At 35.5% G+C, this 26,601-nt stretch carries 23 protein-coding genes; 8 read left to right on the forward strand and 15 right to left on the reverse strand.

Annotated features, from left to right (window positions below; translation table 11 throughout):
* Positions 1-82: 82 nt before the first annotated feature.
* Together WH267_RS15310 and WH267_RS15315 are read right to left on the reverse strand one after the other, a co-directional pair.
* Positions 83-1,369: a CitMHS family transporter gene (locus WH267_RS15310; RefSeq protein WP_340009456.1), complete on the reverse strand. Its 1,287-nt coding sequence runs from the start codon at positions 1,367-1,369 to the stop codon at positions 83-85.
* Positions 1,370-1,387: 18 nt separating this feature from the next.
* Positions 1,388-2,080: a DUF2490 domain-containing protein gene (locus tag WH267_RS15315; RefSeq protein WP_123320762.1), complete on the reverse strand. Its 693-nt coding sequence runs from the start codon at positions 2,078-2,080 to the stop codon at positions 1,388-1,390.
* Positions 2,081-2,309: 229 nt separating this feature from the next.
* Between WH267_RS15315 and WH267_RS15320 the strand changes: the two genes are divergently transcribed.
* Both WH267_RS15320 and WH267_RS15325 read left to right on the forward strand, forming a co-directional pair.
* On the forward strand, positions 2,310-3,338 hold the full coding sequence (locus WH267_RS15320) for a sensor histidine kinase (RefSeq protein WP_340009458.1): 1,029 nt from the start codon (positions 2,310-2,312) through the stop codon (positions 3,336-3,338).
* Complete coding sequence (locus WH267_RS15325) at positions 3,338-4,036, forward strand: LytR/AlgR family response regulator transcription factor (RefSeq protein ID WP_340009460.1); 699 nt, start codon at positions 3,338-3,340, stop codon at positions 4,034-4,036. The genes WH267_RS15320 and WH267_RS15325 overlap by 1 nt, the downstream gene beginning before the upstream one ends.
* Before the next feature lie 101 nt (positions 4,037-4,137).
* On the opposite strand, the gene WH267_RS15330 is transcribed toward WH267_RS15325, so the two are convergent.
* Both WH267_RS15330 and WH267_RS15335 read right to left on the reverse strand, forming a co-directional pair.
* Positions 4,138-6,522 (reverse strand): M1 family metallopeptidase, encoded by a 2,385-nt coding sequence (locus WH267_RS15330; RefSeq protein WP_340009462.1) that lies wholly within the window; start codon positions 6,520-6,522, stop codon positions 4,138-4,140.
* A gap of 67 nt (positions 6,523-6,589) precedes the next feature.
* A complete protein-coding gene (locus WH267_RS15335) occupies positions 6,590-7,168 on the reverse strand; it encodes a HupE/UreJ family protein (RefSeq protein ID WP_115970432.1) in 579 nt (192 codons plus the stop codon).
* A 70-nt stretch (positions 7,169-7,238) separates the two neighbouring features.
* Here WH267_RS15335 and WH267_RS15340 point away from each other — a divergent pair, with 70 nt between their 5' ends.
* Positions 7,239-7,739 carry a DUF6702 family protein gene (locus WH267_RS15340; protein ID WP_340009464.1) on the forward strand — a complete coding sequence of 167 codons (501 nt, stop codon included), beginning with the start codon at positions 7,239-7,241 and terminating at the stop codon, positions 7,737-7,739.
* Here the strand turns inward: WH267_RS15340 and WH267_RS15345 are convergent.
* From WH267_RS15345 to WH267_RS15360, 4 genes are all read right to left on the reverse strand, one after another.
* Complete coding sequence (locus WH267_RS15345) at positions 7,736-8,329, reverse strand: acyl carrier protein phosphodiesterase (protein WP_115970381.1); 594 nt, start codon at positions 8,327-8,329, stop codon at positions 7,736-7,738. The genes WH267_RS15340 and WH267_RS15345 overlap by 4 nt on opposite strands.
* Complete coding sequence (locus WH267_RS15350; protein WP_115970382.1) at positions 8,326-9,033, reverse strand: VanW family protein; 708 nt, start codon at positions 9,031-9,033, stop codon at positions 8,326-8,328. Before WH267_RS15350 ends, WH267_RS15345 begins: the two co-directional genes overlap by 4 nt.
* On the reverse strand, positions 9,030-9,701 hold the full coding sequence (locus WH267_RS15355) for a class I SAM-dependent methyltransferase (protein WP_115970383.1): 672 nt from the start codon (positions 9,699-9,701) through the stop codon (positions 9,030-9,032). Before WH267_RS15355 ends, WH267_RS15350 begins: the two co-directional genes overlap by 4 nt.
* A gap of 83 nt (positions 9,702-9,784) precedes the next feature.
* Complete coding sequence (locus WH267_RS15360) at positions 9,785-9,913, reverse strand: helix-turn-helix domain-containing protein (protein ID WP_115970384.1); 129 nt, start codon at positions 9,911-9,913, stop codon at positions 9,785-9,787.
* Between the two features lie 322 nt (positions 9,914-10,235).
* Between WH267_RS15360 and WH267_RS15365 the strand changes: the two genes are divergently transcribed.
* The 3 genes from WH267_RS15365 (at position 10,236) to WH267_RS15375 (ending at position 14,346) form a co-directional block, all read left to right on the forward strand.
* Entirely contained in the window at positions 10,236-11,603 is a 1,368-nt protein-coding gene (locus WH267_RS15365; RefSeq protein WP_340009469.1) for a sedoheptulokinase, read from the forward strand.
* 38 nt (positions 11,604-11,641) lie between these two features.
* Positions 11,642-12,787 carry an MFS transporter gene (locus WH267_RS15370; RefSeq protein WP_228438586.1) on the forward strand — a complete coding sequence of 382 codons (1,146 nt, stop codon included), beginning with the start codon at positions 11,642-11,644 and terminating at the stop codon, positions 12,785-12,787.
* Positions 12,788-13,251: 464 nt separating this feature from the next.
* Entirely contained in the window at positions 13,252-14,346 is a 1,095-nt protein-coding gene (locus WH267_RS15375; RefSeq protein ID WP_115970387.1) for a substrate-binding domain-containing protein, read from the forward strand.
* 231 nt (positions 14,347-14,577) lie between these two features.
* Here the strand turns inward: WH267_RS15375 and radA are convergent, their stop codons facing one another.
* The 7 genes from radA to WH267_RS15410 form a co-directional block, all read right to left on the reverse strand.
* Entirely contained in the window at positions 14,578-15,927 is a 1,350-nt protein-coding gene (gene radA, locus WH267_RS15380; RefSeq protein ID WP_115970388.1) for a DNA repair protein RadA, read from the reverse strand.
* 184 nt (positions 15,928-16,111) lie between these two features.
* The gene (locus WH267_RS15385) at positions 16,112-17,812 is read right to left on the reverse strand and encodes a bifunctional alpha/beta hydrolase/class I SAM-dependent methyltransferase (RefSeq protein ID WP_340009472.1); all 1,701 of its coding nucleotides are present in this window, start codon (positions 17,810-17,812) and stop codon (positions 16,112-16,114) included.
* A gap of 3 nt (positions 17,813-17,815) precedes the next feature.
* Positions 17,816-19,117: a phosphatase PAP2 family protein gene (locus tag WH267_RS15390; protein WP_340009474.1), complete on the reverse strand. Its 1,302-nt coding sequence runs from the start codon at positions 19,115-19,117 to the stop codon at positions 17,816-17,818.
* Positions 19,099-19,854, reverse strand: coding sequence for an SDR family NAD(P)-dependent oxidoreductase (locus WH267_RS15395; protein WP_115970391.1), 756 nt, complete (start codon positions 19,852-19,854; stop codon positions 19,099-19,101). Before WH267_RS15395 ends, WH267_RS15390 begins: the two co-directional genes overlap by 19 nt.
* Positions 19,855-20,315: 461 nt before the next feature.
* The gene (locus WH267_RS15400) at positions 20,316-21,359 is read right to left on the reverse strand and encodes a patatin-like phospholipase family protein (protein WP_340009476.1); all 1,044 of its coding nucleotides are present in this window, start codon (positions 21,357-21,359) and stop codon (positions 20,316-20,318) included.
* A 4-nt stretch (positions 21,360-21,363) separates the two neighbouring features.
* Positions 21,364-22,164, reverse strand: a complete 801-nt coding sequence (locus WH267_RS15405; RefSeq protein ID WP_340009478.1) for a phosphatidate cytidylyltransferase — start codon at positions 22,162-22,164, stop codon at positions 21,364-21,366.
* Positions 22,154-22,756: a CDP-alcohol phosphatidyltransferase family protein gene (locus WH267_RS15410; RefSeq protein WP_340009479.1), complete on the reverse strand. Its 603-nt coding sequence runs from the start codon at positions 22,754-22,756 to the stop codon at positions 22,154-22,156. The genes WH267_RS15405 and WH267_RS15410 overlap by 11 nt, the downstream gene beginning before the upstream one ends.
* Before the next feature lie 153 nt (positions 22,757-22,909).
* Here WH267_RS15410 and WH267_RS15415 point away from each other — a divergent pair, with 153 nt between their 5' ends.
* Both WH267_RS15415 and yidC read left to right on the forward strand, forming a co-directional pair.
* The gene (locus WH267_RS15415; protein WP_115970395.1) at positions 22,910-24,520 is read left to right on the forward strand and encodes a CTP synthase; all 1,611 of its coding nucleotides are present in this window, start codon (positions 22,910-22,912) and stop codon (positions 24,518-24,520) included.
* Positions 24,521-24,749: 229 nt separating this feature from the next.
* Positions 24,750-26,543 (forward strand): membrane protein insertase YidC, encoded by a 1,794-nt coding sequence (gene yidC, locus WH267_RS15420; protein ID WP_123320748.1) that lies wholly within the window; start codon positions 24,750-24,752, stop codon positions 26,541-26,543.
* Positions 26,544-26,601: the final 58 nt, after the last annotated feature.

Below are 26,601 nucleotides of genomic sequence, written 5' to 3' on the forward strand. Positions count from 1 at the left end.
ATAAGCTGTTTTTTACAAAACAAGTTTTAAGCGGTATTATTATTTCTGAAGTTGAAGATACTCATTATTCATTACATTCTTATCATATGGTTCCAAGAAGTAGCGCCCCTATAAGCATGATGATTGATGATCCGATTGCCCATTTTAAAGTATACTTCAGGTGATCAGAATATTCTACTCCTGCTAGTGATACTAACAGATACGTGGAAGGAACCAAAGGACTTAATAAATGAGATGCCTGACCAACAAGACTTGCTCTTCCTAATATTTCAGGAGCAATATCCAGCTGGCGTCCTGTTGCCTCAATAATAGGAAGTATTCCAAAATAATAGGCATCATTCGTGAGAAAGAAAGTAAGAGGAACACTAAAGATGGCTGTAATAATATTCAGATAACCACCCCAGCTTTTGGGAACAATGTCTATCATACTATTTCCCATAGCCTGCATGATGCCGGTTCCGTTAAGGATTCCCGTAAAGATTCCTGCTCCAAAGATCATTCCTGCTACAGACAATGCGTTTCCTGCATGTTTTGAAATAATTTTCTGCTGATCTTTTAGTTTTGGGTAATTGATGACAGAAGCAATACAAAAAGCAATCATAAAAGCAATACCTAATGGAACAATGTCTAATATCATCACAGTCAACAGAACAAGAGTCAAAATTAAATTCACCCAGATCAGTTTTGGACGGAGAAGCTGAGGATCAGATTCTCCGGCAATGTCTCCGGTACTGTATTTTGTATACTTCCCATATTTTGCGATGCGTTTTTTTTCTTTTTTCCCTAAGATGTAGGCTACAAAGATTACCCAGATGATGCCTAAAGCCATAATAGGAATCATAGGCACAAAAATTTCGGTGTGTCCCAGTTTCAGGGAGCTCATCACCCTTGCCGTAGGACCTCCCCAAGGTAAAATATTCATAATTCCACCAGCCAGCATAATAATGCAGGTCAGCGTTAATGGATTCATTCCTTGTTTTTTATATAAAGGAAGCATGGCTGCTACAACAATGATATACGTAGAAGAGCCATCACCATCCAGAGAAACCAATGTGGTAAGAATAGCAGTTCCTATAGTTGTTTTTACTGGATTGTCTCCAACGGCTTTTAAAATAAGATTGACTAAAGGCTCAAAAAGCCCGGTGTCTATCATTAAACTGAAATAAAGAATGGCAAAGATGAGCATAACCCCTGTAAGGGCTATTTCCTTGACTCCATTCTTCATCATTTCTCCCAATTGAGATCCAAAACCTGCTAAAAATGCGATGGCTACAGGGATAATGACTAAGGCGGTAAGAGGAGTCATCTTCTTATTCATGATAAGCACCATAAAGATGATGATCATCAAAAATCCAAGGAATGTAAGCATAGGTGGTTGTATTTGAGGTTATTTATTTTTATTTTTTCTCCAGTCAAAATTGTTTCGATAGCCGATATAGGCATAGTTACTGGTAGATCCGGTTTCCAGCTGGTTGATAAAAGCAACTTCTATGGCTGAGTTTTTTCCTGTTTTTATTCCTATCCCGGCTGTTAAACGGTTGCTGTCAAAAGTTTCTTCTTTGCTGGCATTCATTCTGATTTCATTTTTCAGAATACCATAAAGCCTTTCTTTCTCCCCGGCTTTATTGAATGGGATTCTTAAAGAAATAAGATAACGGAGTCTTACAATGAATTCATTCGGATTACTGATAAACCGTTCCTCCACACGAAATCGGTGAGAAATAGAAGTTCTTCCGATATTCCCTCCCAGACTTACCTGTTGGAAAGGTCTTTTTTCATACCTTTCTTTTTTGGTGTTATCAGATTTGTACGAGTCCAGAATAAGAAACATCGCTCCTACAGCAGGTCTTACTTCAGGAGCTACTTCATAATCTACATAGGCAGAAACCAGAAAAAGTCTGGTATCATAGGCGAGGTCAAAAGACCGGTATTGGGTAAGGGCTGTCAACGTACTTTTGTCTGTAAGTTTTGCAGACATGAGGTATTGGAACCACATATTATAACTGTCCCGGCTTTGAGCCATAACAAATTGACTGACACCTAGTAGAAAAAAGGTGATTAACGATAATTTAACTTTCATGTAAAATTGAATTAATATCCTGCTTTCTCAAATATATTTATAAGAAGGAGCCGTGAATTTATTTTTCAATCAATAGCAGTTTTTATCAGTAAACTGCAATCCGGGGAGAAAAAGGTCTTATATTTGGAAGATTGAAAATTGGATATTTTAGATGTTTTTTATTATAAATATTGTATTTATATTATTGATTTTTAGAGTTTTACTTAGTGGTAAGATTTTAAAGAGACTGATGGAATATCATTGGGGGCTTTTGCTGAAGTTTCAGCACGTTTTCTTCTTTTTCTTCTTCTTTATCATCACTTTTTTCACCGAAAACTACTTTTTGGATCTTCCTGAGCTCATCTGGTCTGTATTATTTGTAATTATTTTCAATGTTGGGATTTACTATCTGGTCTATTTTTATCTTGTGCCCAGGTTTTATCTTTCCAATAAGTATCCGGAATTTATTCTGTATGCATTCATCTGTTTTTTAGTATCAAGTCTTTTTAGAATTTTGCTGGAACCTGCGGTGTTTCATATGAAATTTGATGAAACCCTTTCCAATACAAAATTTCTTTATAATGTCTATACCGCTCAGGGCATTGTAATACTGGTGGCGTCATTTCTGGGAATCACGAAGGATAAATTTCTGATCGAGCAGGATTTTAAAAATTTAGGGGAAGAAAAAGACCAATTGTATCTTGACCTTTTAAAATCGAAACTAAACCCTCATTTTTTGTTGAATACTCTTAATAATATTTATTCCAAAAGTTTTAATCCATCTGAGAAAACATCTGAGTCAATCTTACAGTTAAGCCGTTTGCTGCAGTATGTTATTTATGATACCAATAAGGAAAAAATTACGCTAATGCAGGAGTTTTCAACGATTAAATCATTGATTGGACTTTACCAGCTAAAGTATAATAACCTATTGGATATCAAGTTTGAAATAAAAGATGATGAAATGCTGGAACTTATTGAAGTACCGCCATCAGTTTGTCTTACTTTATTTGAAAATGCTTTAAAACATTCAGCAGTGGGAATTGAAGAGAATAGCTTTATCAAGGTATCTTACAAAATACAGGATCAGGAATTATTATTTGAAATTAAAAATTCTGTAGCCAAGAACCGGAATCTAGTGAATAACTTTAATGATAATGGATTTGGAAATGAAGCGGTCATCAGCATTCTGGAAAAATATTATCCTGAAAGATTTACTTTTATATCGGAAGCGGCTGAGAATAATACATACGAAACTACTTTAAAAATTGAACTATAATGGCTAACCTGACTATCGTAGGAGTGGATGATGAATATCCCGCGTTAGAACTTATCCGGCACTATTGTGATCAGATAGAAGATGTAGACTTGCTGGAGATATTTCAGAATCCGGAAGAGGCACTGCAATATTTAGAGAAGAATAGGGTAGACCTTGTTATTCTGGATATTAATATGCCTTATATCAATGGGATTGACCTTTTACTTAAGCTTCCCTATAAACCATTATGTATATTTCTTACCCTGGAATCGAAATATGCTGTAAAAGCATTTGAATTGGATGTAGTGCATTATCTGGTGAAACCTGTAGATTTCGAAACATTTAAAAGAGCAGTATATAAAGCAAAGGACTTTTTACAGTTTAAACAATCTGCAGAAGATAAAAAACAGGAAGATTTCATTATGTTTAAATCTAATTATATCATGAATAAAGTCCTTCTTCAAGATATAAAGTGGATTCAGGGGTTTGGAGAATATATTATTCTAATCACCCATTTGAAAAAATATATGATCCTGGAACGGATGTCCAATTTTGAAGAAAATTTTCAAAACCTGGGATTTATCAGAATTCATAAATCTTATATTGTTCTTTCTTCTCATATCAGTTCATATGATTCAAATACGATTTATTTGAAAGGCGGAGAACAGCTCCCATTAGGAAGAACTTATAAAAAGCATCTGAAAGAATATTTAGGATAAAAAGTAGCGAAATTAAATTCTTAGAGATTTCTAATGTAAAAAATAAAAAGCTCACTGATTCAGTGAGCTTTTCAATTATTGATTGCCTGCAATTATGCTTTTTAGCTTTTTCCTGCTGCCTGCATAGGATTTACTTTTCCATTAGAGCTTCCTCTTACAGAACCTCCTTCCTGTTTCTGTTTGAAGAGCTGGAATTTTGAAGTTTCACCCCCGGCACCATTGCTGGTCCATAAATTATTGGTGGTATCAATATCAGCAGTTTCTCTCATAGGATCTAACTGAATTGATTTCAATTTTTTATCAAAATAATAGGTCTTTGAAACTTTTTGTTCGTTAAGTCTCCAGATCTGTGCAGAGGATTTATCATATAATTTTGAACCATCTTCAAATGTAAATTCAAGGATAATCGGCATTACTAATCCGCCTTTATTCAAAAAGTCGATCTGATAAGCGGTAATATTTTTAAATTTCTCTTTATCCTTAGCATCTAGAGGTGGAGTAGCATCTATTTTAGAAATATATTCCTTAGTGCTTACTTTTTCCTGACCTCTGTCATATCGGTAGTAAAAATCCTGTGCATCCTTATCCTGATCAACATAGAATTTAATATTTTTATCTTCTCTGTTTCTGATTTTTGAAAGATCTTCGAAACTATTTACCAATGGCTTTTCAACCTGATATTTTATTTCTGTAGCAGCTTTTGGATCGGTATCCAGATTAGGTGTTGCTACGGTTACCTTATCAATGGAGATATCTACAGGATCTGTTCCGTAGAACCATCCTCTCCAGAACCAGTCAAGGTCTTCACCACTGGCATCTTCCATAGTTCGGAAAAGGTCTGCAGGTTCAGGATGCTTAAAAGCCCATCTTTTCGCATAGGTTTTAAAAGCCTTATCAAAAAGTTCTCTTCCCATAATGGTTTCACGAAGAATATTCAGCCCTGTAGCAGGTTTTGAATACGCATTCGGACCATACTGAACAATGTTTTCTGAGTTGCTCATGATAGGTTCCAGCTGGTCTTTTGGAAGTTTCATATAATCTACGATTGTCCATGCCGGACCTCTTTTAGATGGGAATTTATTATCCCATTTTTCTTCCGTAAGATATTCCGTGAAAGTATTCAGACCTTCATCCATCCAGGCCCATTGTCTTTCATCAGAATTGATGATCATTGGGAAGAAGTTGTGGCCTACTTCGTGGATAATTACTCCGAGCATTCCATTTTTTGTTCCTTCAGAATACGTTCCGTCTTTTTCCGTTCTTCCGAAATTGAAGCAGATCATAGGATATTCCATCCCGTTGGCGGCTTCTACAGACTGAGCTACAGGATATGGATAAGGAATGGTAAATTCCGAATAGGTTTTTATCGTGTGAGCTACTGCTTTTGTGGAGAATTTTCTATAAAGACCATAGGCTTCTTTAGGATAAAAACTCATTGCCATTACCTTATTATTGTTTTCAGGAATAGTAACATGCATTCCGTCCCATACAAATTTTCTTGAAGAAGTCCAGGCAAAATCCCTTACATCATTCGCTTCGAAAACCCATGTTTTTCTTTGTTTCGAATGATTCTTTTCCGCTTTTTTGGCTTCATCTAAAGTGACAATTTCTATAGGTTCAGAAGCATTTTCAGCTTTTCTGTATCTTGAAAGTTGATCTGAAGTTAATACCTGATCGTAGTTTTTACATTCTCCCGTTCCGCCTACAATGTGATCGGAAGGGACATTCATAGACACTTTAAAATTTCCGAAAACCAGGGCAAATTCACCTCTTCCGGTAAACTGATGGTTTTGCCAACCCTGGAAATCGCTGTATACACACATTCTTGGATACCATTGTGTCATCGTATACAGATCATTGCCGTCCTCAGGAAAATTTTCATAACCACCACGGCCTCCCATCTTCATTCTGTTGGAAATATTATAGTTCCAGTCTACTTTGAAAACGAATTTTTCTCCTTTTTTCAACGCTTTTGGAAGATCAATACGCATCATGGTTTTGTTAACGGTATACTTTAGAGGAGTTCCGGAAGCATCCGTTACTTTTTCAAGAATAACTCCATATCCGTTATCCTTTACAGGAAGTTCCGTTACCTTAAGCTGTTGATCCGTTGTTGAGGGGCGAAGGACTGATGATGTATCATATCCTGCATTCCTCATGCTTGAATGTTCATTTTCATCCAGCTGAAGCCAGATGTACTCCAGTTCATCCGGAGAATTGTTGTAATAGGTAACTGTTTCAGACCCTTTCAGATTTCTTTTATCCTCGTCAAGGTAAGCCGTAATATTGTAATCAGCCCTGTTTTGCCAGTATCCGTGTCCCGGAGCACCGGAAGCTGTTCTGTAAATATTGGGTGTTGGCAGAATACTTCCCAGCTGTTCAAACTTGTTTCCATGATTGCTGCCCGGATTATTCTGAATATTTTGTGCGGTGAAACCTGTATATGTAAATACAGAAAGTGAAAGTATAACAACTTTTAGTTTCATAACCGAAATGATTTAATAATGATCAAAGATAGTAATAAGCAGTTGAAATAGTGAAAAATTTTCATGTTTAGAAAGGAATTCTTTCCAAAGTCATTTTCAGAGATAATGCAAATACTCCGGATGAGACAAAAAGAATCCAGTCTTTTTTGTTAACCTTAAAAATAGTAAGCAGAATAAACAACAGTATTAAAATAGCACCTACAATGACGATCTGTCCTAATTCCAATCCGATATTGAAGCCCAATAATGGAATTGCAATGCCTTGACTTTTAGCAATCATCACTCTGGCAGTATTGGCAAAGCCCATTCCATGAACAAGTCCAAAGATCAGGGCAAGGTAGTAATTGGCCCGCATCAACGTCTGTTTCTGATTTTTCATAATAATATTATCCAGAGAGGTCAGAACAATGGTCAGGGGAATTAAAAATTCAACCCAATCAGAAGGAACCCTGAAAACATCAAGGATACTTAAAGCCAGTGTAACAGAATGTCCAATGGTAAATGCGGTGACAAGGATCAGAATCTTTTTCCAGTCACTGTAGGAATAAACAGCGATCAGGGCCAGTACAAACAGCTGATGATCTAAAGCATCAAGGGAGATAATGTGTTCCCATCCAAGGTTTAAATAAAATAGAAAATCCTGCATCATAAAGTAAAATATAATGCGTACGAAAATAATGATTAATTTCGTACACATTATTTAAATGTCAGGGTTTATGAAGAAATTATGGCTGTTTTTGCTTCCCATTGTCTTTTTATTGTCTTTTACAACAGTATGGCATCCTTATCATGTAGGATCTGTGGAGATCAACTACAATTCTAAGTCTAAAACATTTGAAGTAACAGGCCGGTTTTTTCTTGATGATCTGGAAAATGGTCTTGGGAAAAAGTATGGCGGAACCTTTCATTTTAATGATGATCAATATAAGGCTAAGCTCAATGAAGGATTACAAAAATATTGTCAGGAATATTTTAAACTAAAGGCTGACAGTAGATTTCTTAAGGTCAACTATATCGGATACGAGGAAGATCATGAATCTGTAAATGTCTATCTTGAATCTGAACCCGTTGCTAATCCTAAGAAAGTGGAAACAGCTGTAAGTTTCCTGTACAATCTTTTTGATGATCAGATCAATATTGTCCATATCATTGTAAACGGAGATCGAAAGAGTGAAAAATTAACGTATCCTAACCGTTATCTGTATAAACAGTTTTAATTTTCCAACTGAATAAGAGTGTTGATTTCTTTTGCATGGGCCAAAAGATCAGGGAAAAAGTCATTATAACATTCCTGAAGGATATCTTTATGATTTAAAAAAGCTTCAAAAACAGGGATATCTTTATCCAGATATTTTGCTTTGTTCAATACATTTTGGATACTGAATTTAATGCCCCAGTCTTCACGGTAATTGTAAAGCCAGTCGTCATGTTCCATTTTGGCCAACATTATTTTGAAACTGTCAGGTAACCATTCTTCATTAGCATTTAAAACTCTGTACACCCGCTGAGAATGAGCCTTCCATTCCGTCAGGGAATTTAAAGAAAGATCATTGGCTACAAAATAATCCATAGAAACATCTACAAATGCTCCGGCGTAGAGTCTTACCAAAGGAGCAAAAACTTTTTTAGCTTCATGAATGGCAGGGTGGGAGTCTGTGAAAGTATCAATGGCGCGGTGTAAAGTAATTCCATCCTGAATGTCTTTTGGAAAAGAAAAACGATCCCTGTTTCGGATAAAGTCTTCCAAAAACTGGCCGACAATTTGTCCGTCAGTGAAAGTGAGAAAAGAATGAGCCAGATAATTCATAAACGAATATAAAAATTTTTAAACAAAGTTTTACTATTGCTTACCGTTTCTACCCAAACTCCTTTTTCAATTTCAAGATATTTAAACTCAATGTCGTTTAAGATAACCTCTTCCGGAGAAACCAGGCTGAGCTGAAGTTCATCATCATTAATAAGACATTTAAACTGTACCGGAAACGAAAATAGATTCTGAATCTGCAGATCTTTGTAACCATAAACAACTGTACAGTCTGAACCTAATGGTGTAAAACGTTCGTCGTCCTTGTAAATATCTATCGAATGTGGATATCGTTCCAGAACTTTCAATCCGGATTGAAGCGCCAGATAATATAAAATAGAAGAGAACTGACAGATCCCGCCACCAAAATCACTTGAAATAGTATTGTTGATGAGGTTTCTTCCTTCCTTAAAATTATTTTTTTCGCTAGGTTTTCCAATCATTTTCCAGAAAGAAAATACTTCACCGGGATGGAGAATGAGGTTGTTGATTTTATCACCTACAACTTTTAAATTGTGAATTTTATTCTGATGAAAAGCCCCGCTTTTAATAATTTGCTGGAAGCTGACAGTATATTCTCCAATATTTTCTGAACGATATTCTTTAGGATAAGCATAATTGCTTTTTCGTTCATTAAAATACCGCTGCAAAAGTTTCATCTGCAGTTTCCATGAATGAGGGAGCCAGTTTTTCAGTTGCTGTTTCATCTCTTTTCCAAAATGGTAATATGATAGGAAGCCCAGTTTTTCAGAAAGGAGCGGCAAAGAAAATTATCCAGTGGAAGAAAGAATCTTCTGATTGTTTTCGGCACTCTGTGAATCGGAAAAAATAACACTCCGGTTGTATTGATAACTTTCCATTGATCTTTTGAAAGCGCTGCAATATCTGAAACTGAAAAGCTGTTTCCGGCATGCCAGTCCTTTTGTGGAGAAACGGATTTTTTTCTGCTTTTTACAGGATAATCGAAAATAAGATTTCCATTCTTGTTTAATTTCTGATAACATTCGTTTAAAAATGCTTTCGTCTCTTCCCGGTTCTGATGCATGATGACATGAAAGCAGAAAATACAGTCGAATTCCTCATGAAAAGGGATGTCTGAAATTTCACCCGCTTTCAGAATTTTTTCACGATATTTCTGACGGGCGACATCCAGCATATTTTCACTGAAATCTGTTCCATGGGTAGCAAAATTTAACAAGCGACCTGTTCCGCATCCGAGATCCAGAACCTTTGTATATTTTTTGCCCCGGAAAAAAGAGGTTAAAAAAGACCTTTCCTGTTGGTCAATGTATTGTCCGTAAGAGTTCCCGAAGCGGTTCTCATCATAGGATTCTGCGAGGTTGCTGTAATATTCAAGAATACTAGTTTTCATCATTTGAAAAATCTTTTGTTAAGATCTTTAATTTTATTGACTTCTACAATATTTTTTCCGGCATAATGAATTTTTTACAGCTCAGACTAATTGGATTGTTCTTTTCTGAATTCAGAAGGTGTCATCCCTGTCATTTTCTTAAAAATGGTATTAAAAGCTGTTTTTGAATTGAAACCGGACTCAAATGCAATTCCTATCCTGTTTCTTCTTGCCATTATATTTTTAAAGGCAACTCTTTAGTTCAGAGATGTCTTTTTCTTCACCTAAAATCAACGCATTAGTCATTTGATTTCTAATGTAATTATTTATTGGGGGTTAAGATAAATTCGGATTCAGCTATGGTATGTTAATATAAAGTTTTCAATGTTTGTGCTTGGTGATTCTTTCTTAAGATCAAAGATAGTATGTTTTTATTTTTTTAATAAATGTTTGCATATTGTTTACTTTTATGTAAATAAAATATTATAATATTTTTGTGTATTGATAATAATAATTTTACATTTGAAAACAAATTATAAATCATTCAGTAAAAATACAATGGAAACAAAATCTTACATAATAGGTGTTGATTTCGGAACTACATCACTGTCGGTTGTGCTTGTCAAAACTGATGACTGGCAAATAGAAAGAGTAATCAATAGAGAAACGAATGCCTACATTGAGTCTAGTAATACCTTGGTGAAAGAACAGTCGATCAAAATACTGGTAGATTCTTTCAATAGTGTAATGGAAGAAATTAACTCATTACCTAATATTCATATAGCCGCCTATGGTTTTACTGGACAGATGCATGGTATTGTTGGGCTAGACAAAAATAATAATGCGGTGACCAATCTGGTAACTTGGGAAGATCGAAGTGGAGAAATGGTAATGGATAATGCTACTAAAATGATTGATACTATTAAGACGTTAGCAGATGACGACACTATTTCTTGCGGTTACGGTATTGTTACCTTGTATAAATGGCTGGTTGTAGAAAAAAGAACAGACATTTCTAGCTTTTGTACGATTGCAGACTATTTTGTAGGGCTAATTACACACAAAATAGCAATGAGTCCATCGATGGCTCATAGTATTGGTTTATTTGATATCTCCAAGAATACATGGAATCGCAGATCTATTGAGAAATTGGGCTTAGACTTTCAGTTATTTCCGTTGGTAGTCAGTGAATCGAGTTTGTTGGGTTATGCGGGTGATGTGCCAGTGTTTTCCGCAATTGGAGATAACCAAGCCAGCTTTATGGGGACAGTTTCTGGAACAAAAAAGTCAATGGTACTGAATGTTGGTACAGGGACTCAAATTTCGGTTCTACTTGAGAAAGGGGAAGTTAATAAGTACAATGGATACATAGATGGAGTGGCTACCCAGCTACGTCCTTACGATAACGATTATTATTTGATGGCTACCAGTTTTATAAATGGTGGGGCAACCTATAGATCGCTCTTTAATTTTATGAAAGAGATAGCAGTCTCTTTATTTAATCTTGAAAATATAGATGAGAATCAGTTGTGGAACAATATGGAAAAGAGTGCAGGGTTCAGTATAGAGGAAGGTGATCCGTTAAAAGTTCTTCCTTTGCTGTCATACGAACGTAATGATTTTGGAAAAAACGGGGAAATAACAAATATAACTTCTGAAAATTTTCATCCAGGCAATTTGATTGCGGGATTCCTGAAGGGGCTTTCAGAAAATTATAAATCAGCCCTAAATCCTAACATACTAGAGAAGACAGATTTTATTTACGGAGGCGGAAACGGATTGAAAAAAAACAAAGTATTTGTTCAGATTCTGGAACAAACCTTTGGAAAGCCAATATACTTAACGTCTTATGATGAAGAAGCGGCGGTGGGTGCTGCAATGAATGCTGCTAAAGCAATACAAATTGAACAAATCCAAAAAATCTGATAAACTTAAATAAGGAATTAACCAAAATATAAACCAACATGATGAAAATTTTAAAATTACCGAATTCGATTGCTGTAATGTTCTCCTTTTTTGTTATGGGATATGTAGATTTGGTAGGCATTGCAACAAATAACATAAAGATAGATTTTGGACTGACGGATACCATTGCCAACTTACTGCCATCGATGGTCTTTCTCTGGTTTCTCGTCTTTTCGGTTCCTACTGGAATAATGATGAATAAGATTGGACGCAAAAAAACAGTGTTATTAAGTCTTGCCGTAACGTTTCTGGCGGTGATTACTCCTTTGATTGGATATAGTTTTCCGATTATGCTCATCTCTTTTGCATTGCTTGGAATTGGTAATACCTTAATGCAGGTTTCATTAAATCCTTTGGTAACCAATATTATAAAAGGAGAAAAACTAGCCAGTGCTTTAACTTTCGGCCAGTTCATAAAAGCTATCGCCTCTTTCCTGGCGCCTATAATTTCCAGTTGGGCTGCAATCAATTTTGGAAATTGGAGATTACTATTTCCTATGTTTGCAACAATTTCATTAATCTCTTTTGTCTTGCTCTATTTTACCTCAATAGAGGAAAAATCCGGTGAAGACAAAATGTCATCGTTCAAAGATTGTTTGGGGCTTCTGGCCGATAAGACTATTTTGATGCTATTTATTGGGATACTAGTACATGTGGGCATTGACGTTGGTGTCAATATCACTGCGCCGAAACTCTTGATGGAGCGTGTGGGCATGAATCTACAGGACGCTAGCTACGGAATAGTTTTGTACTTTATCTCCAGAACGATAGGAACGTTTTCAGGTACTTTTATCCTGTCGTTGATCCCTTCTCGAGTATTCTTTATGGTTAGTGCCCTTCTGATGGTAGTGGGAGTAATGGGGCTTTTTTTTGCTGAAACAGGAATGCTGCTCTATATCTGTATTGTCCTACTCGGAATAGGTAATTCGAATGTCTTTTCTATCATCTTTTCGACTGCAATGCAATTAATACCTTCCCGAAATAATGAAATATCGGGCCTGATGATCATGGGTATATCAGGAGGGGCTATTTTTCCCTTCTTTATGGGGATTCTATCCGATTCTCTGAAAAGTCAGCAAGGAGCCGTCATCATATTGCTTTTTTGCATAATCTATCTATTATCTATCTGTCGGAAAATTAAATAACCTAGGTTCGGTGGGATAAGAGAAATAGAATCGAGAAGGTTGAAAGCCTGCAGTTACCATTGGGTGGATGATTCCGCAAGTCATCAAAAAAATCCGGTTTTTTACCACCAATACACGAATAAAAGGTGCTTGAATTGAAACATAAATGACGAAGAATATCCAAGGTCGTTGCCATTCCAGAGGAACCCCAGTTTAGTCAAGAAATAAAATAGCAAGCAATTGGAAATCAAATATTTTTGAATGTTTCTTAATCCAAGCTGAGGTTAAATAATGACATTTTTTCCTAAACACATATTACTCTTTCCATTTGATTTTAATGGAAAGAATGTAATCTTGCACACTCCAAAATATAGAATAAAGGTTTATTTTCCATTTAGTCAATGGGGTATTTTCAATGTGAGATACAAAACAGTTAATATATTTTTTATATTTGCATATCGCATGCAAAATATGATCAAACTTCTATGGATATAAAAAGAAACTATAAATCTATACTTGATTTATTACTTGCGGAGATAAAAAGCGGTAATTTTCCGTTTGATTCTTTGCTCCCCACAGAAGAAGAATTAGCTTTAAAGTATGGAGTGTCCCGGCCAACAATCACCAAGGTTTATAATACATTGCAGGATGAAAACTATATTGTCAAAAAAAAAGGTGTGGGAAGCCGCGTTATTTTCACGAATAAAAATCACCATACGTTTGGATTATTGTTACCGGGAGCAGGAGAATCTGAAATATTTTCGATAATAAATAATAGAATTCTGGAGCGTTCTCTACATGGCGAATTCGAGTGCCTTTGGGATGGTACAACAGCTGGAAACGCCGAAACTAGGAAAGAATTAATTGAAATATATACGGAGAATTATATTTCAAAAAAGGTAGATGGTGTATTTTTTGCTCCATTGGAAAGAATATCGAATGCAGATAATATTAATAAAAATATTTGCGATAAATTTACCCGTGCAGGTATACCACTGATACTTATTGACAGAGATATTGTGGAATTTCCAGCCAGAAGTATCCATGACCTTGTATCTCTTGATAATTTTAATGCTGGTTACGCGATGGCTGAACACCTCTTGGATTCAAACTGTACCGAAATCAATTTTTTATACAGGAAGAACTCTGCTTTTTCTATAACACTTCGTCGTCTTGGTGTGGCGGCGGCGGTACACAAACGAGGATTCGTATTTAATAATGATAATGTGTATTGTGGAGATCCTGAGGAAGTTGATTTTGTTCGGAAAATTAAATTCAAATCTGGACATGCTGGCATTATATGCGCAAATGACTCCACAGCAGCAATGTTGATGTCGACCATGGATTCTCTTGATATTAAAATTTCCAAAAATGTCCTAATATGTGGATTTGATGATATGAAATACGCAAATTATCTGAAATACCCTCTTACATCTTATAATCAGCCCTGTACAGATATTGCTGATGTTGCTGTTGAGATGATGTTCAGACGTATTAAAAATAAAGATATGAAGTCCAATCATTTAAGTCTGATTGGACAAATTATTCCGCGTAAATCTACCATTTTTGAGAAAAAATAATACTTAAAAGACAATGACAACCTGTGGAAATATTTTCAATTGTAATATATTTGTTACTAATATTTTTTACAGTGAAGTCATCTTGATTTTCCGTTTTGAGATTTTCCAAGAACAATTGCCAATAAAAGCTAAATAACTGAAGCCTATCCAACTGTGCATCTGTTCTTTCTATGGTATATCGCTCATTATATAGCGACTTATCGAATGTTTTCGAGCCACATTTTTATTTTTTTAAAAAAGTCTTTCGTGGAAATCTTCAATTTTGCTTACTTCCTCAATCTTAATACCAAACTTTTTCTTCGGAAGTTTATTGAGATTGGAAATGAAAATTTTCTCGTAACCCAATTTTTCGGCTTCAGTAATTCTTTGTTCTGCCTGAGCAACCGGACGGATTTCCCCGCTTAAGCCGATCTCTCCGGCAAAGCAGTAATGTTCAGAAATGGCTATATCTTCATTGGATGAAAGAACAGAAGCTATAACTGCAAGGTCTAAAGCCGGATCATCCGTTTTTATTCCTCCGGTAATATTAAGAAAAACGTCTTTGGCTCCAAGTTGGAACCCAGCTCTTTTTTCGAGAACTGCCAGAAGCATATTCAGCCTTTTGGAATCAAATCCGGTACAGCTTCTTTGAGGAGTCCCATAAACGGCTGTACTCACCAAAGCCTGAATTTCTAAAAGCATCGGTCTGTTACCTTCCAGAGTTACTGCGACTGAGTTTCCGGAAAGCTCTTCAAACTTTTTGGTGATAAGAATTTCTGAAGGATTTTTAATTTCCTTTAATCCCTGTGAGATCATTTCGTAGATTCCGATTTCAGAAGTAGATCCGAAACGGTTTTTATTGGCTCTCAATAATCTGAAAAGGTGATTTCTGTCTCCATCAAAGTTTAAAACCACATCTACCATGTGTTCCAGTACCTTGGGGCCGGCAATCTGACCGTCTTTGGTAATATGGCCTACCAAAAATACAGGAATACTGTTTTCTTTAGCATATTTAATGATCTCATTGGAGCATTCTCTGATTTGGGAAACGGTTCCGGGGGAACTTTCTATCAATTGGGACTGAAGTGTCTGAATAGAATCAATGATCATGAAATCCGGTTCCAGTTTTTTGGCTTCATGAAGAATTTTTTCCAGGGATGTTTCTGTAAAAAGGAAACAGTTCGGATTTTGAATATCTGTTAACCTGTCAGCTCTCATTTTAATCTGAGATGCACTTTCTTCCCCGGAAACATAGAAGATTTTTTTCTTCATTTTTAAGGCAAGCTGAAGCAGCAGGGTAGATTTCCCGATTCCGGGTTCGCCACCGATCAGGGTAACGGAGCCTAAGACAATTCCTCCTCCCAGAACGCGGTTTAGTTCTTCGGAAGGTGTTTTTATTCTTGGTTCTTCACTGGTTTCTACCTCAATGATATTGATGACATGTTGCTTGGTTTTTGAGAAAGGTACCGATTTGCTGTTGGGTTTTTCTACCACTTCTTCTACCAGAGTATTCCATTCTCCACAGTTTTTGCACTGTCCCATCCATTGGGAATATTGGGTTCCGCAGTTTTGACAGAAATATGCCGTTTTCAGTTTTGCCATACTGCGAAGTTATAAAAAAAGCTTTTTTTTCTGAGGCTTACAGAGATTTAAATATCAAAAACTCGTCTTATTCACTTATAGTATGTGTTTGCATACTTGGAATAGATTTTATTCTCTCGCAGATTTGGCAGATTGAGTAGCTAAGAAAGATCAGTGTAATCTGCAAAATCTGCGAGAGAAATTATCAGTTAAGAACATTTACTTTCCCGGAAGAAACTGTGAAAATTCCAAAATCATCAATCAGCATCTTCTCTTTTTGAATAGTATTGAATGCCATAACTCTGTCCAGCTCTTTCTGTGAACGTCTTCTCATGATCCAGTCTTTATTCTGATGATTATTCAGTACATAGGCAATCATTTTCAATTGTGGATGCCAGGGTTGTCCTGTGTACACAATGTGAGAGTCCTTTTCTGAGATGGAAACAATTCCCTGAATAGCTTTGCTTGCCATTTCATTATCTCCAAAAAGTTCAAGTATACCTGAGACAATGGTAATATTAGGTTCAATATTCAGTTTTTTATACGTCTCAGGATTAAAACAATCGAAATTAGTAAACCGGATCTGTTGGTAACCTTTTTCTTTAATCACCTTTTCACCGATTTCGATATTAGACTTTACAAACTCATTAATGACAATTTCAGCTTCAGGATATTTCTCTTTAATATCAAATAAATAATTTCCGGTACCTCCGGCAATATCAAGAATTTTAACAGCTCTTCCCTGTTGTTTAAGTACCTGAATATTTTGTTCTAAAAGCTGAAGCAAATGTTGTTTTCTGATACGGATTCCTTTCCAGCCAATGGCATTGAGATAATTCTTATCCATCATTTTTCCAAAACCTAATTTTCCTTTTGGCTGGTTCTGATAAACATAATCCAATGAAGCACCGGAATCAAATCCATACTTTAATCCGATGGCCATTCCATTGCTTATTTTCCCGATCTTTCCCAGGGAGAGTTTCTGAAGTTTAAAGTTCAGATTGTTTCCAACATTATTTTTCAGATCCTGCTCTTCTTTTACAGAAAATGGGTCAGGGGAAAGATGGGTCTGTTTTGGAACTCTGTTAAAACATTTTTCAGCAAAATCTACAATTTTATTGTATACTTTTTCTTTTCCGGAATCGAATAAAATGCCGTGGAAGAAATCGGGCAGTATCTCGTACTTTTTTAAATCTGTATCCAGTTTATCATGGAATATTTTTTGGTTTTTATTAAAAACCACATGATCTTTTTCTGCAGCTAAAATCAATGTTGGAGTATCTATTGCTTCAGCATCTTCTGTTAAACGTTTTCCAGCTTTGGCAAGATCAATAAGAAGTTCCGCATCAATGGATCTGGAGATCAATGGATCAGTATCGTAAGCTTTCTGTTGTTCAGGATCATGGGTCAGCATCTTCGATTTTACATAACTTTTGATGATTAACCCTTTTTTCAGCTTGGTACCCAATGTAATCATTTCATTAGCCAAAGGAACAATAAGATTAATCCTGAATGCCGGTGCCAAAAGAGCCATGCCTGCAATACCAGGAGCAAAATCATGAGCCCAGGCAGCAGCAACCACTCCTCCTATACTATTGGCAACTACAAAAATATCTGAGATCTTCACCTCATATTTTGTGTAAAGAAATTTTGAAAAAGCATTCAGATCGCGAACATAATCCATGAAAACGGATGAGGTTGTAGCAGGAGTATGGCCATGGCCACGGAGATCAAAAGCAAAAATATTATATTTCGAAAACTGTGGTGACTGAGCAATATCATTAAGCCTTTCAGAATGTTCATGACCTCGGTGGATCATGATGATGCTTTTCTGATGGGGCTGGTAATTCCATTCCCTGTAAAAAATCTCATTGTTATCAAAACTTATAAAATGTCCGCTGTTCATAGGTTAAAATTTTTTGAGAAAATCCTGCAGGTAAGAATGGATAATGATATGCTTATTGCTGGTTTTCATAATGGTTATTGCTCCCTCTAAGGGTAAAGATAAAATATTTTTGATTACCAGAATCCCGATTACAGAACTTCTGGTAAATCCCATTGTACAATGGATGAGTATTTTCCCATCTTCAGGAAGATGTCTGTGGGTTCTGCTGATTTCTGTGATGAGAGATTGTGTTCTTTCAAGATCAAATGTTCCTATATCTAAAATAGGACGGAAAAAATAATTAGCCTGCTCTTTTAGCAATAAGTTTTCCTCAATTTCAGGAGAAAGATCATACACAAAAGTATTTTTATCTGCCTTAAAATATTTTAAGGTTTCCTGATCCGGTTTTGATGAAATATAAATACGGGAAACAGGTTCAACAGGTGTTTTATTTTTTCGGAGAAGTCTCCAGAATATCCGGTACATTAAAAGATATGGAAAATAAAAGATCTTTTTGATCCAGGAAATGTTTCCGTTTCTATCTTTTAAGAAATAGGTATTGTCTTTTTGATAATGATAACCGATGCAAAAATTCATCAGAGCCGGCCATAGCAGGATTAGTCCTGGTTGTCCTGAAAACTGATTCAATAATAATGCAGTTAGAATAAACATCCAGGCCGATAAAAAATAAAAATTAGCGACATGAAAATTCCTGTATTGGAAATCTTTTTTTCGGTAAGGAAAGATGATAAAACTGATATGAGAAAGTATAGCACCCGTTATGATGTCAATACCATGATGCTGATAGGTAGTTAACGTTGAAAACCCTAATAAAATAAGCAAGAGTAGAAGAAAAGTCCTTCCTTTTTGTAATGTTCTGAAAACAGACCAGAAGATCAATGCATAAGAAATATGTAATGAAGGAGCCTGATTAAAAGGTGAATCAAATGTTTTTAAAAACTGAAAAGAATATCTCAAAATGAAATTTTCAATATCAGGTTTTTGTAAAGAAAACTTTAAAGGAAACAACAGAAAAGAGATCCCTGCAATAATTGTCACAAAGAGCATTCTTTGGGTCAAAACCTTAAGCTGTTCTTTATTAGTACAAAGGAAAAATACCAGATAGAAAAATAATCCACTGGTCATATACGGAATAATCGTCCATGGAATAAACGGAATATATTTTTCAAAGTCAAAAACAAACGATGGAACCTCCGGTAATGCTGAAATATGCCACGCCGTATAATTGTAAACCACAGTGAATACAACGGAACAAAGTAGCAGAGCATACAACTTCTGCTGTATTTTCAATCGTTTTTCATCCATTTTGCTTTTCTGAACATAATGATATTTAGTAATGAAGAAGGAAGCAGGGATAAAGATTTCATCATCCACTTCATTTTTGCTGGAAAAATAATTAATTTTTCTTTGTCTTCAATGGCTTTGGTAATAATAGAAACTGCTGTTTCCAAATTGGTGAGAAATGGTTTTTTGCTTAAATCATTTTGATTCAGCTTACGTAATTTTTCAGTATCCACATAGCCAGGTGCAATAGTGGTTACAGAAATTCCAAAAGGTTTCAGGGCACGGCGGTAAGCATCAGCAATCTGAATGACAGATCTTTTACTCTTAGTATATAAACTGGAATTTTCATAATTCATAATTCCGGAAACTGAGGCAATGACAGCAATATTTCCGCTTTTCTGCTTTTTCATAGCTTTTCTTGCAGCTTCAAAACAGTTCACCGTTCCTAAAATGTTAGTCTGCAGCATTTCCTCCGCTTCTTCATAGGAGATTTTTCCTGCCACATCTTCTGCATAGCTTCCGGCACAATTAATAAAGATATCAAGTTGATCTTTATCCACAAGGAAAGACTTTAATGTGGATAAAACAGAACTCATTTCACAAACGTCTGTCTGGAAAACCTGCAAGGTTTCGAAATGGCTATCGGTAATTTTTGCAGGATCTCTTCCACAAACTCCTACACAATATCCTTTTGAAAGATAATGCCGGGCCAGAGAATAGCCAATACCAGAAGTTCCGCCTGCAATAAAAACATTCATGAGTAAGTTGTGATTTTCAATTGTATGTAAAAATAAATTTTAAAAATGAAAAATAAGGATGTTTTGCTACGGATACATAATAATTTTATTTTCCCACTGCTGTTGCAGATTTATACGGATGACTCGTTTTGAAGTGGATGTCTTGATCTCGGAAAAAATCAGAAAATTTTTGATTCATATTTTGATATTGTGGATAACTTTTTTATATTATAAATTAGACTTATTTATGAAAAATCGTTTAACAGATGTAATTTATAACTTGTTGAATTTTTGATGAATATGGAGATGCGTTTTCTGCAATTCCATATTGTGGATAACTTTTTTAACCGCAGACTGTACAGATTTATGCAGGTGCTTGTGGATAATAAATCAGAAATTTTCAACCCTTTTATGTGTTTTTTATACGAAGACTTGTTACTTGAAAATAATCTGGGAGGTTAAAACTTTTGTGGTTAAAAAAATTATAATTTAGTCTTTGTTCCTTTCACGGTTTGATCAAAACCATACTGCCACTGCATTTCCATATCCTGTACAAATTGTGAATAAGTTTTTGGAAATGAAAAATCAAGTTCAAATTTTCTCCAGTTAATGCTTTTTTCCGGATAATGTCCTTTTAAAACTTCTTTTATGCTGGTAGTGTCAATCTGATAATCAACTTTAATCTGATTGGTTTCCAATAATCTTTCATTAGCATTGAAACCAAAAACCGAACGGATTAGTGCCTCTTCAATTGAGGTGTAAGGCTGCTTTTTTTCAGTAATGATTTCCTGGGAAAGATGTTTTGCCAGTTCAACGGGAATAAGATCAATAACTCCGCCCATAAAATAATTCTGTTTGAGAAGTACAGGACTCACATAAAACATATCAGAGATAGAAGCTCTTGTACTTTCAAGTAGCGAAGCGTCTGTTATAAGTTTAGAATCTTTTTCAACGGCGCTGTTTTTAAAACTGTTGAAAGTAACGGAAATATGCTCCGCGTTTATTTTTTTCGCTGTTTCAGAATCAGTGAAGATTACTTTTCTGAACAATTTTTTTTCATTTCTTGTCTGTTGGGACTCCTGTGGACTAAAAAGAAGTTCAGATCCAATAATAAGGGTTGGAATTTCTTTTGAAAACCTAGTACCTTTTAGTGAGGGAAAACATTCAGAAAGATCTTGAGGCATTTTCACAATATACCGATTGAAAACATCTTCAATGAATGGCGCTTTTCTTTTATCAAAGCATTTTTTTAATGAAAAAACACCTATCTCAGAGAGTTTTTTATGTTTGGTCAATGCTGTTTTTGATACAAACTGATAGTATTCTTCTGATTTCATATATTCCTTTCGGGAAAAATGATCGGGAAAAGCGTTGATAACAGTTGCTGCAAAAGATCCGCCGCAGGTTGCAATGAGAATATCCGGTTTCATCCCAAGTTCATCCAGGGCTGCAAAAATACCGAGGTAAATCATTAGCCTTGTTCCGCCTCCTGAGAAAATGACTGATCTTTTAAATTTTTCATCCATGATTTTAATTCTTTATCAAAAATGAAAGGATCCAGAAGAATAGGGGAGCATTAAAAATAAGACTGTCCATTCTGTCCAAAAGGCCTCCATGGCCGGGTAGGAGTGTGCCTGTATCTTTTACTTCTGTTTTTCTTTTTAAATAAGACATGAAAATATCTCCGCAAAACCCTGAAATTCCCAAGGCTATTCCAATAATACTATTGGTGAAGATACCGGTTTTCAGTAAAAAGAACCCTAAAATATTACTTAGGATCACCGTAAGAAAAATGCCTCCTATAAGCCCCTCTTGCGTTTTATTCGGACTGATTTTGGGTACGATTTTATGTTTGCCAAAGAATTTTCCCATCAGATACTGAAAAACATCATTGAGCTCTGTTACCACAACAATGAAAATAATGGAACTAAGCCCATTGGAACTGCATCTTATCCATAACAGATGTGGAAAAGCAAAAAGGCAGACCAGCAGAGCAATAAGAATTCCATACAATTGTTGTACAGAATCTCTTACAATTAAAAAATAAAGAAAGACAGTAGCTCCTAAGATAAAACTGTACAAAAAGTAATATTCAATATTAAAAAAGTATAACAGTAAAAACTGGGCAATTCCAATGAATATGGCAGGATTTACAGGATTTATAACTTTAAGCATTCTTGAAAATTCAAAAAAAGCCTGAAAGCTTATCCATGAAATAAAAATGGTCATGGCAAGAGGATGTGAAATTCCGAGGGCAAAAACTATAATGATATAAATCCAGGTCTTTACTCTTAAGGGAACGTCTGCGAATTTATTTTCTTCAGGCTTCATTCAGTGATTTCTTAAGTCGGGTATAGGTACTGATCAGTAGCAGAATGATAATGATTCCTATAATATAATTTGAAACCGCTGTGATGCTGATCCCAAAAAATACCAGTAGGCCATACAAACCTAAGATAAGTGCCCGGTCACTTTTTCCCATAGGGCCATCATAACGACGCTCTTTTCCTACAATTTTTCCTATCAGTCCAGCAAATTCATTAATCACACTTAAGGCAATGAAAATAACAATCAGGTATATACTTTCGGGCTGAAATTTTAATAAAGGAAAAAATATAATCACATCAGAAATAACGTCACCTACCTCATTTAAAACTTCTCCCAGTTTGCTGGTTTGGTTGAATCTCCTGGCCATCATTCCGTCTAAAGCATTTAAAGTCATTCTTAAAAGCAATCCGATCGGGAGACTCAGAAAAAGCCATTTTGAAGAGTTTGCATACCAAAACAGAACTCCAATTACGATTGATAAAAGAATTGAGCTGATTGTAATCTGATTGGCTGTAATTTTATTCTTATTTAAAAATAATAAAACAGGAGTAAGCAGCTGCTGGAATTTTGGTTTGAGTTTATATACCGAAATCATGGTGATTATTACTTTGTATCATTTGTCTTTATCAAATATAGAGAAAAATTTTAATCAGGATTTATAATTGTTTGAAGGGGGTTTCCGCATTTTAAAAATCTAAAAAATTGCTTTGTATCTCTTTTTCCCATAACTTTGCACAAACCTAATCTAATGAGTAAAAAGAATACAAAGTACATCTTTGTGACAGGAGGTGTAACTTCATCTTTGGGAAAAGGAATCGTGTCTGCTTCTTTGGGACTATTGCTAAAATCACGCGGTTTTAACGTAACGATCCAAAAACTTGATCCTTATATCAATATTGACCCGGGAACTTTGAATCCTTATGAACACGGAGAGTGTTATGTGACTGAAGATGGTGCGGAGACGGATCTGGATTTAGGTCACTACGAGCGTTACCTTGATGCTCCTACATCCCAAAACAACAACGTTACTACAGGAAAAATCTACCAGACTGTAATTGAAAAAGAAAGAAAAGGAGACTTTCTTGGAAAAACAGTTCAGGTAATTCCTCATATTACTAACGAAATTAAGCGTAGAATTAAAATCCTTTCTAAACAGAACTACGATATCATCATTACCGAAATCGGAGGAACTGTAGGGGATATTGAATCTTTACCATACATTGAAACTGTTCGTCAGCTGAAGTGGGAACTGGGAGAGAAAAATTCTATGGTGATCCACCTTACACTATTGCCTTACCTGGCTTCAAGTGGAGAATTAAAGACAAAACCATCTCAGCACTCCGTTCGTCAGTTGATGGAAAGCGGAATTATGGCTGATGTATTGGTTTGCAGAACAGAACATAAAATTCCAAAAGATCAGAGAGCAAAACTGGCTCAGTTCTGTAACGTTCCATTGGAAAACGTTATTGAATGTAAGGATATGGAAACTATTTATGAAGTTCCAATGTATCTTCAGAAACAAGATTTCGATGACGTAGTCTTGAAAGAACTGGATCTGAAAAGTGATAAAGATGCTGATCTTAAAGACTGGAAAACTTTTGTTAAAAAATTCCAGAACCCTAAGAGAACTGTTGAAATTGCATTGGTTGGAAAATATGTTTCCCTTCAGGATTCTTATATTTCTATTGCTGAAGCATTCAAACATGCAGGAGCTGACCTTGAAACTGAAGTAAAAGTAAGATGGGTATACAGTGGAGATATTACAGAAGAGAATATCAAAGAAACACTTAAAGGTGTTAATGGTATCCTTGTTGCTCCAGGTTTTGGAGACAGAGGGATTGAAGGAAAAGTTCTTACTGCAAAATATGCAAGAGAAAATAAAATTCCAATGTTGGGAATCTGTTTAGGAATGCAGATTATGACGGTTGAATTTGCAAGAAATGTTTTAGGACATACAAAAGCAAACTCTGTGGAATTTGATACGGCAACTCCGGATCCTGTAATTTCATTAATGGAGGAACAGAAAAATGTGATTGATAAAGGAGGGACGATGCGTCTTGGAGCGTGGAAATGTGCTTTGAAAAACGGATCTAAGCTATACGAAATCTATGGAAGTAAAAATATTTCTGAAAGACACCGTCACCGTTATGAATTCAACAGTGATTATCTTCAGGAATTTGAAAAGAACGGTTTCTTAGCTACAGGAACAAACCCGGAAACAGGATTGGTTGAAGCATTAGAATTACCAGGGCATCCATTCTATGTAGGTGTACAATATCACCCGGAATACAAGAGTACGGTAGCTACACCGCATCCTTTATTCAGAGCTTTTATTAAAGCTTGTGAAACTTCTAAGTAAGATATTTTAGTGTGGGAAGAACATAATATTCAACCCAACATCAACAAATAAGGTAATTTTTTACTATAAACGTCTATCGATAAACTCAGGTTGATTTTTCTCAGCCTGAGTTTATTATATACTAATGTATTATAGTATAGAGTTTTGATAAAAAAACAGTATTTTTGTCAGCTCAAATAACGTACTGGTGTACGTACATTTTAAGTTTAAAATTTTAATCTAAAATAAAATGCAACAAAACAACGGAATCGATAAGAAGCAGATGATTAGTTTCGCGGTTTTATGCCTGGTTCTCTTCGGTGCAATGTTCTATTTCCAGAACAAGCAGATGAAAGAAGAAGAGTTAAAAGCTCAGCAGCAGAAAACGGAACAGGTGAAAAATGTCGTAAAACAAACTCAGGCCACCAATATCAATCCAAATGTAACTCCTAATGCGATTCAGACAGCTAATTTGTCTAACAAAGAATTGAATGTCGAATTCTCAAGCTTAGGGGGGCAGGTTTCTAAAGTTCAGCTTTCAGAATACAAAGCATACAATAATAAAACGGATCAGGCTGACCTTCCGCTTTATCTTATCAATAAAAATAATTCAAACTACGGATTCCAGTTTAAAGATAAAACAGGGAAGGTAATCAATACTAAAGATTTAGTTTTCTCACCTACTGTTAACGGAAATGCTGTAACGATGACCGCTAACTATAATGGAGCTGTTATTCAGTTTATTTATACATTACTTCCAAAATATACACTTGATTTTAAAGTAAGAACTCAAGGTCTTGCAGCAGTTACTTCTGATAACAAAGCAGATTTTATCTGGGACTATAGTGTAAGAAACCTTGAAAAGGGTAGAGCTCAGGAACAATCTCACTCAGAATTCTCTTATGCTTTCAATAATTATAAAGATTATGATTATGATGGAAGAACCACAATGGAGGAGGAAAAAGAAACTCTTAACTGGATTGGAGTAAAACAGCAGTTCTTTACTTCTGTTATCGAAGCTAAGAATGGATTTACTCAAAGTAAGGGGAATCAGGAAAATGTAGAAGAAGGAGAATATCTGAAGAAATTAAACTATGAAGGCTTTGTTCAGATGACCGGAAGTGAGCTGAATCAGGATTTCACATGGTATTTTATGCCATTGGATTTACCATTATTAAAATCTTACGATAAAAACTTTGATGAAATTCTTCCGTTAGGTTGGTCTTTCATTGGAGCAATGAACCGTTATTTCTTCATGTGGTTATATGCAATTATTGCTGGATGGGGATTATCAGCAGGTTGGGTAATTTTTGCAATGACAATTATCGTAAAATTGATTCTATCACCCATTATGTACAAGCAGCATAAGCTGAGTGCTATGATGAAGGTGATTCGCCCGGAAATTGATGAAGCAAATGCTAAGTTCAAGGATGCGGACCCAATGAAGAAGCAGCAGGCTACGATGGAAATCTACAGAAAAGCTGGAGTAAATCAGATGGCAGGATGTTTACCGGCGTTGGTACAGATCCCTATCTTCTATGCCTTATTCCGTTTCTTCCCGAACTTTATTGATTTAAGAGGTCAAGGATTCTGGTTTGCAAAAGACTTAACGGCTTATGATGATTTGATTAAATTACCATTTAAAGTTCCGTTCCTTGGAGATCACTTAAGTATCTTCGCATTGGCTTGTACGATAGTTATCTTAATCTATACTGTAATGACCTCAGGAAACATGCAGCAGCCACAGCAGGAAGGAATGCCAAACATGAAAGTGTTAATGTATATCTTCCCGATTACATTCTTATTCTTCCTGAACACTTCAGCATCAGGTCTTTCATGGTATTACTTTGTATCGAATGCAATTAACATCCTAATCATCCTTGTTATTAAATATGTAATTCTGGATGAGAAGAAAATTCATGCTCAGATTCAGGCTAATAAAGAAAAGCCGAAAACGGAAGGTAAATTCCAGAAGAAGATGAGAGAAATGATGGAGCAAGCTCAACAGCAACAGCAAACTCAAGAAAAAAACAAAAAGAAATAATCGATAATCTATCATAATAAAAAAGAGAAGCAATTTGCTTCTCTTTTTTGTTTTATAT

The sequence above is a fragment of the Chryseobacterium sp. MYb328 genome (genome assembly GCF_037572595.1).
GTDB classification, from domain to species: Bacteria; Bacteroidota; Bacteroidia; order Flavobacteriales; family Weeksellaceae; genus Chryseobacterium; species Chryseobacterium pennae.

Coding starts and splice junctions, on each gene's coding strand:
- WH267_RS15310 (WP_340009456.1), bottom strand. CDS start 1,369: ATGCTTACATTCCTTGGATTTTTGATGATCATCATCTTTATGGTGCTT.
- WH267_RS15315 (WP_123320762.1), bottom strand. CDS start 2,080: ATGAAAGTTAAATTATCGTTAATCACCTTTTTTCTACTAGGTGTCAGT.
- WH267_RS15320 (WP_340009458.1), top strand. CDS start 2,310: ATGGAATATCATTGGGGGCTTTTGCTGAAGTTTCAGCACGTTTTCTTC.
- WH267_RS15325 (WP_340009460.1), top strand. CDS start 3,338: ATGGCTAACCTGACTATCGTAGGAGTGGATGATGAATATCCCGCGTTA.
- WH267_RS15330 (WP_340009462.1), bottom strand. CDS start 6,522: ATGAAACTAAAAGTTGTTATACTTTCACTTTCTGTATTTACATATACA.
- WH267_RS15335 (WP_115970432.1), bottom strand. CDS start 7,168: ATGCAGGATTTTCTATTTTATTTAAACCTTGGATGGGAACACATTATC.
- WH267_RS15340 (WP_340009464.1), top strand. CDS start 7,239: ATGAAGAAATTATGGCTGTTTTTGCTTCCCATTGTCTTTTTATTGTCT.
- WH267_RS15345 (WP_115970381.1), bottom strand. CDS start 8,329: ATGAATTATCTGGCTCATTCTTTTCTCACTTTCACTGACGGACAAATT.
- WH267_RS15350 (WP_115970382.1), bottom strand. CDS start 9,033: ATGAAACAGCAACTGAAAAACTGGCTCCCTCATTCATGGAAACTGCAG.
- WH267_RS15355 (WP_115970383.1), bottom strand. CDS start 9,701: ATGATGAAAACTAGTATTCTTGAATATTACAGCAACCTCGCAGAATCC.
- WH267_RS15360 (WP_115970384.1), bottom strand. CDS start 9,913: ATGGCAAGAAGAAACAGGATAGGAATTGCATTTGAGTCCGGTTTCAAT.
- WH267_RS15365 (WP_340009469.1), top strand. CDS start 10,236: ATGGAAACAAAATCTTACATAATAGGTGTTGATTTCGGAACTACATCA.
- WH267_RS15370 (WP_228438586.1), top strand. CDS start 11,642: ATGATGAAAATTTTAAAATTACCGAATTCGATTGCTGTAATGTTCTCC.
- WH267_RS15375 (WP_115970387.1), top strand. CDS start 13,252: ATGGATATAAAAAGAAACTATAAATCTATACTTGATTTATTACTTGCG.
- radA (WP_115970388.1), bottom strand. CDS start 15,927: ATGGCAAAACTGAAAACGGCATATTTCTGTCAAAACTGCGGAACCCAA.
- WH267_RS15385 (WP_340009472.1), bottom strand. CDS start 17,812: ATGAACAGCGGACATTTTATAAGTTTTGATAACAATGAGATTTTTTAC.
- WH267_RS15390 (WP_340009474.1), bottom strand. CDS start 19,117: ATGGATGAAAAACGATTGAAAATACAGCAGAAGTTGTATGCTCTGCTA.
- WH267_RS15395 (WP_115970391.1), bottom strand. CDS start 19,854: ATGAATGTTTTTATTGCAGGCGGAACTTCTGGTATTGGCTATTCTCTG.
- WH267_RS15400 (WP_340009476.1), bottom strand. CDS start 21,359: ATGGATGAAAAATTTAAAAGATCAGTCATTTTCTCAGGAGGCGGAACA.
- WH267_RS15405 (WP_340009478.1), bottom strand. CDS start 22,164: ATGAAGCCTGAAGAAAATAAATTCGCAGACGTTCCCTTAAGAGTAAAG.
- WH267_RS15410 (WP_340009479.1), bottom strand. CDS start 22,756: ATGATTTCGGTATATAAACTCAAACCAAAATTCCAGCAGCTGCTTACT.
- WH267_RS15415 (WP_115970395.1), top strand. CDS start 22,910: ATGAGTAAAAAGAATACAAAGTACATCTTTGTGACAGGAGGTGTAACT.
- yidC (WP_123320748.1), top strand. CDS start 24,750: ATGCAACAAAACAACGGAATCGATAAGAAGCAGATGATTAGTTTCGCG.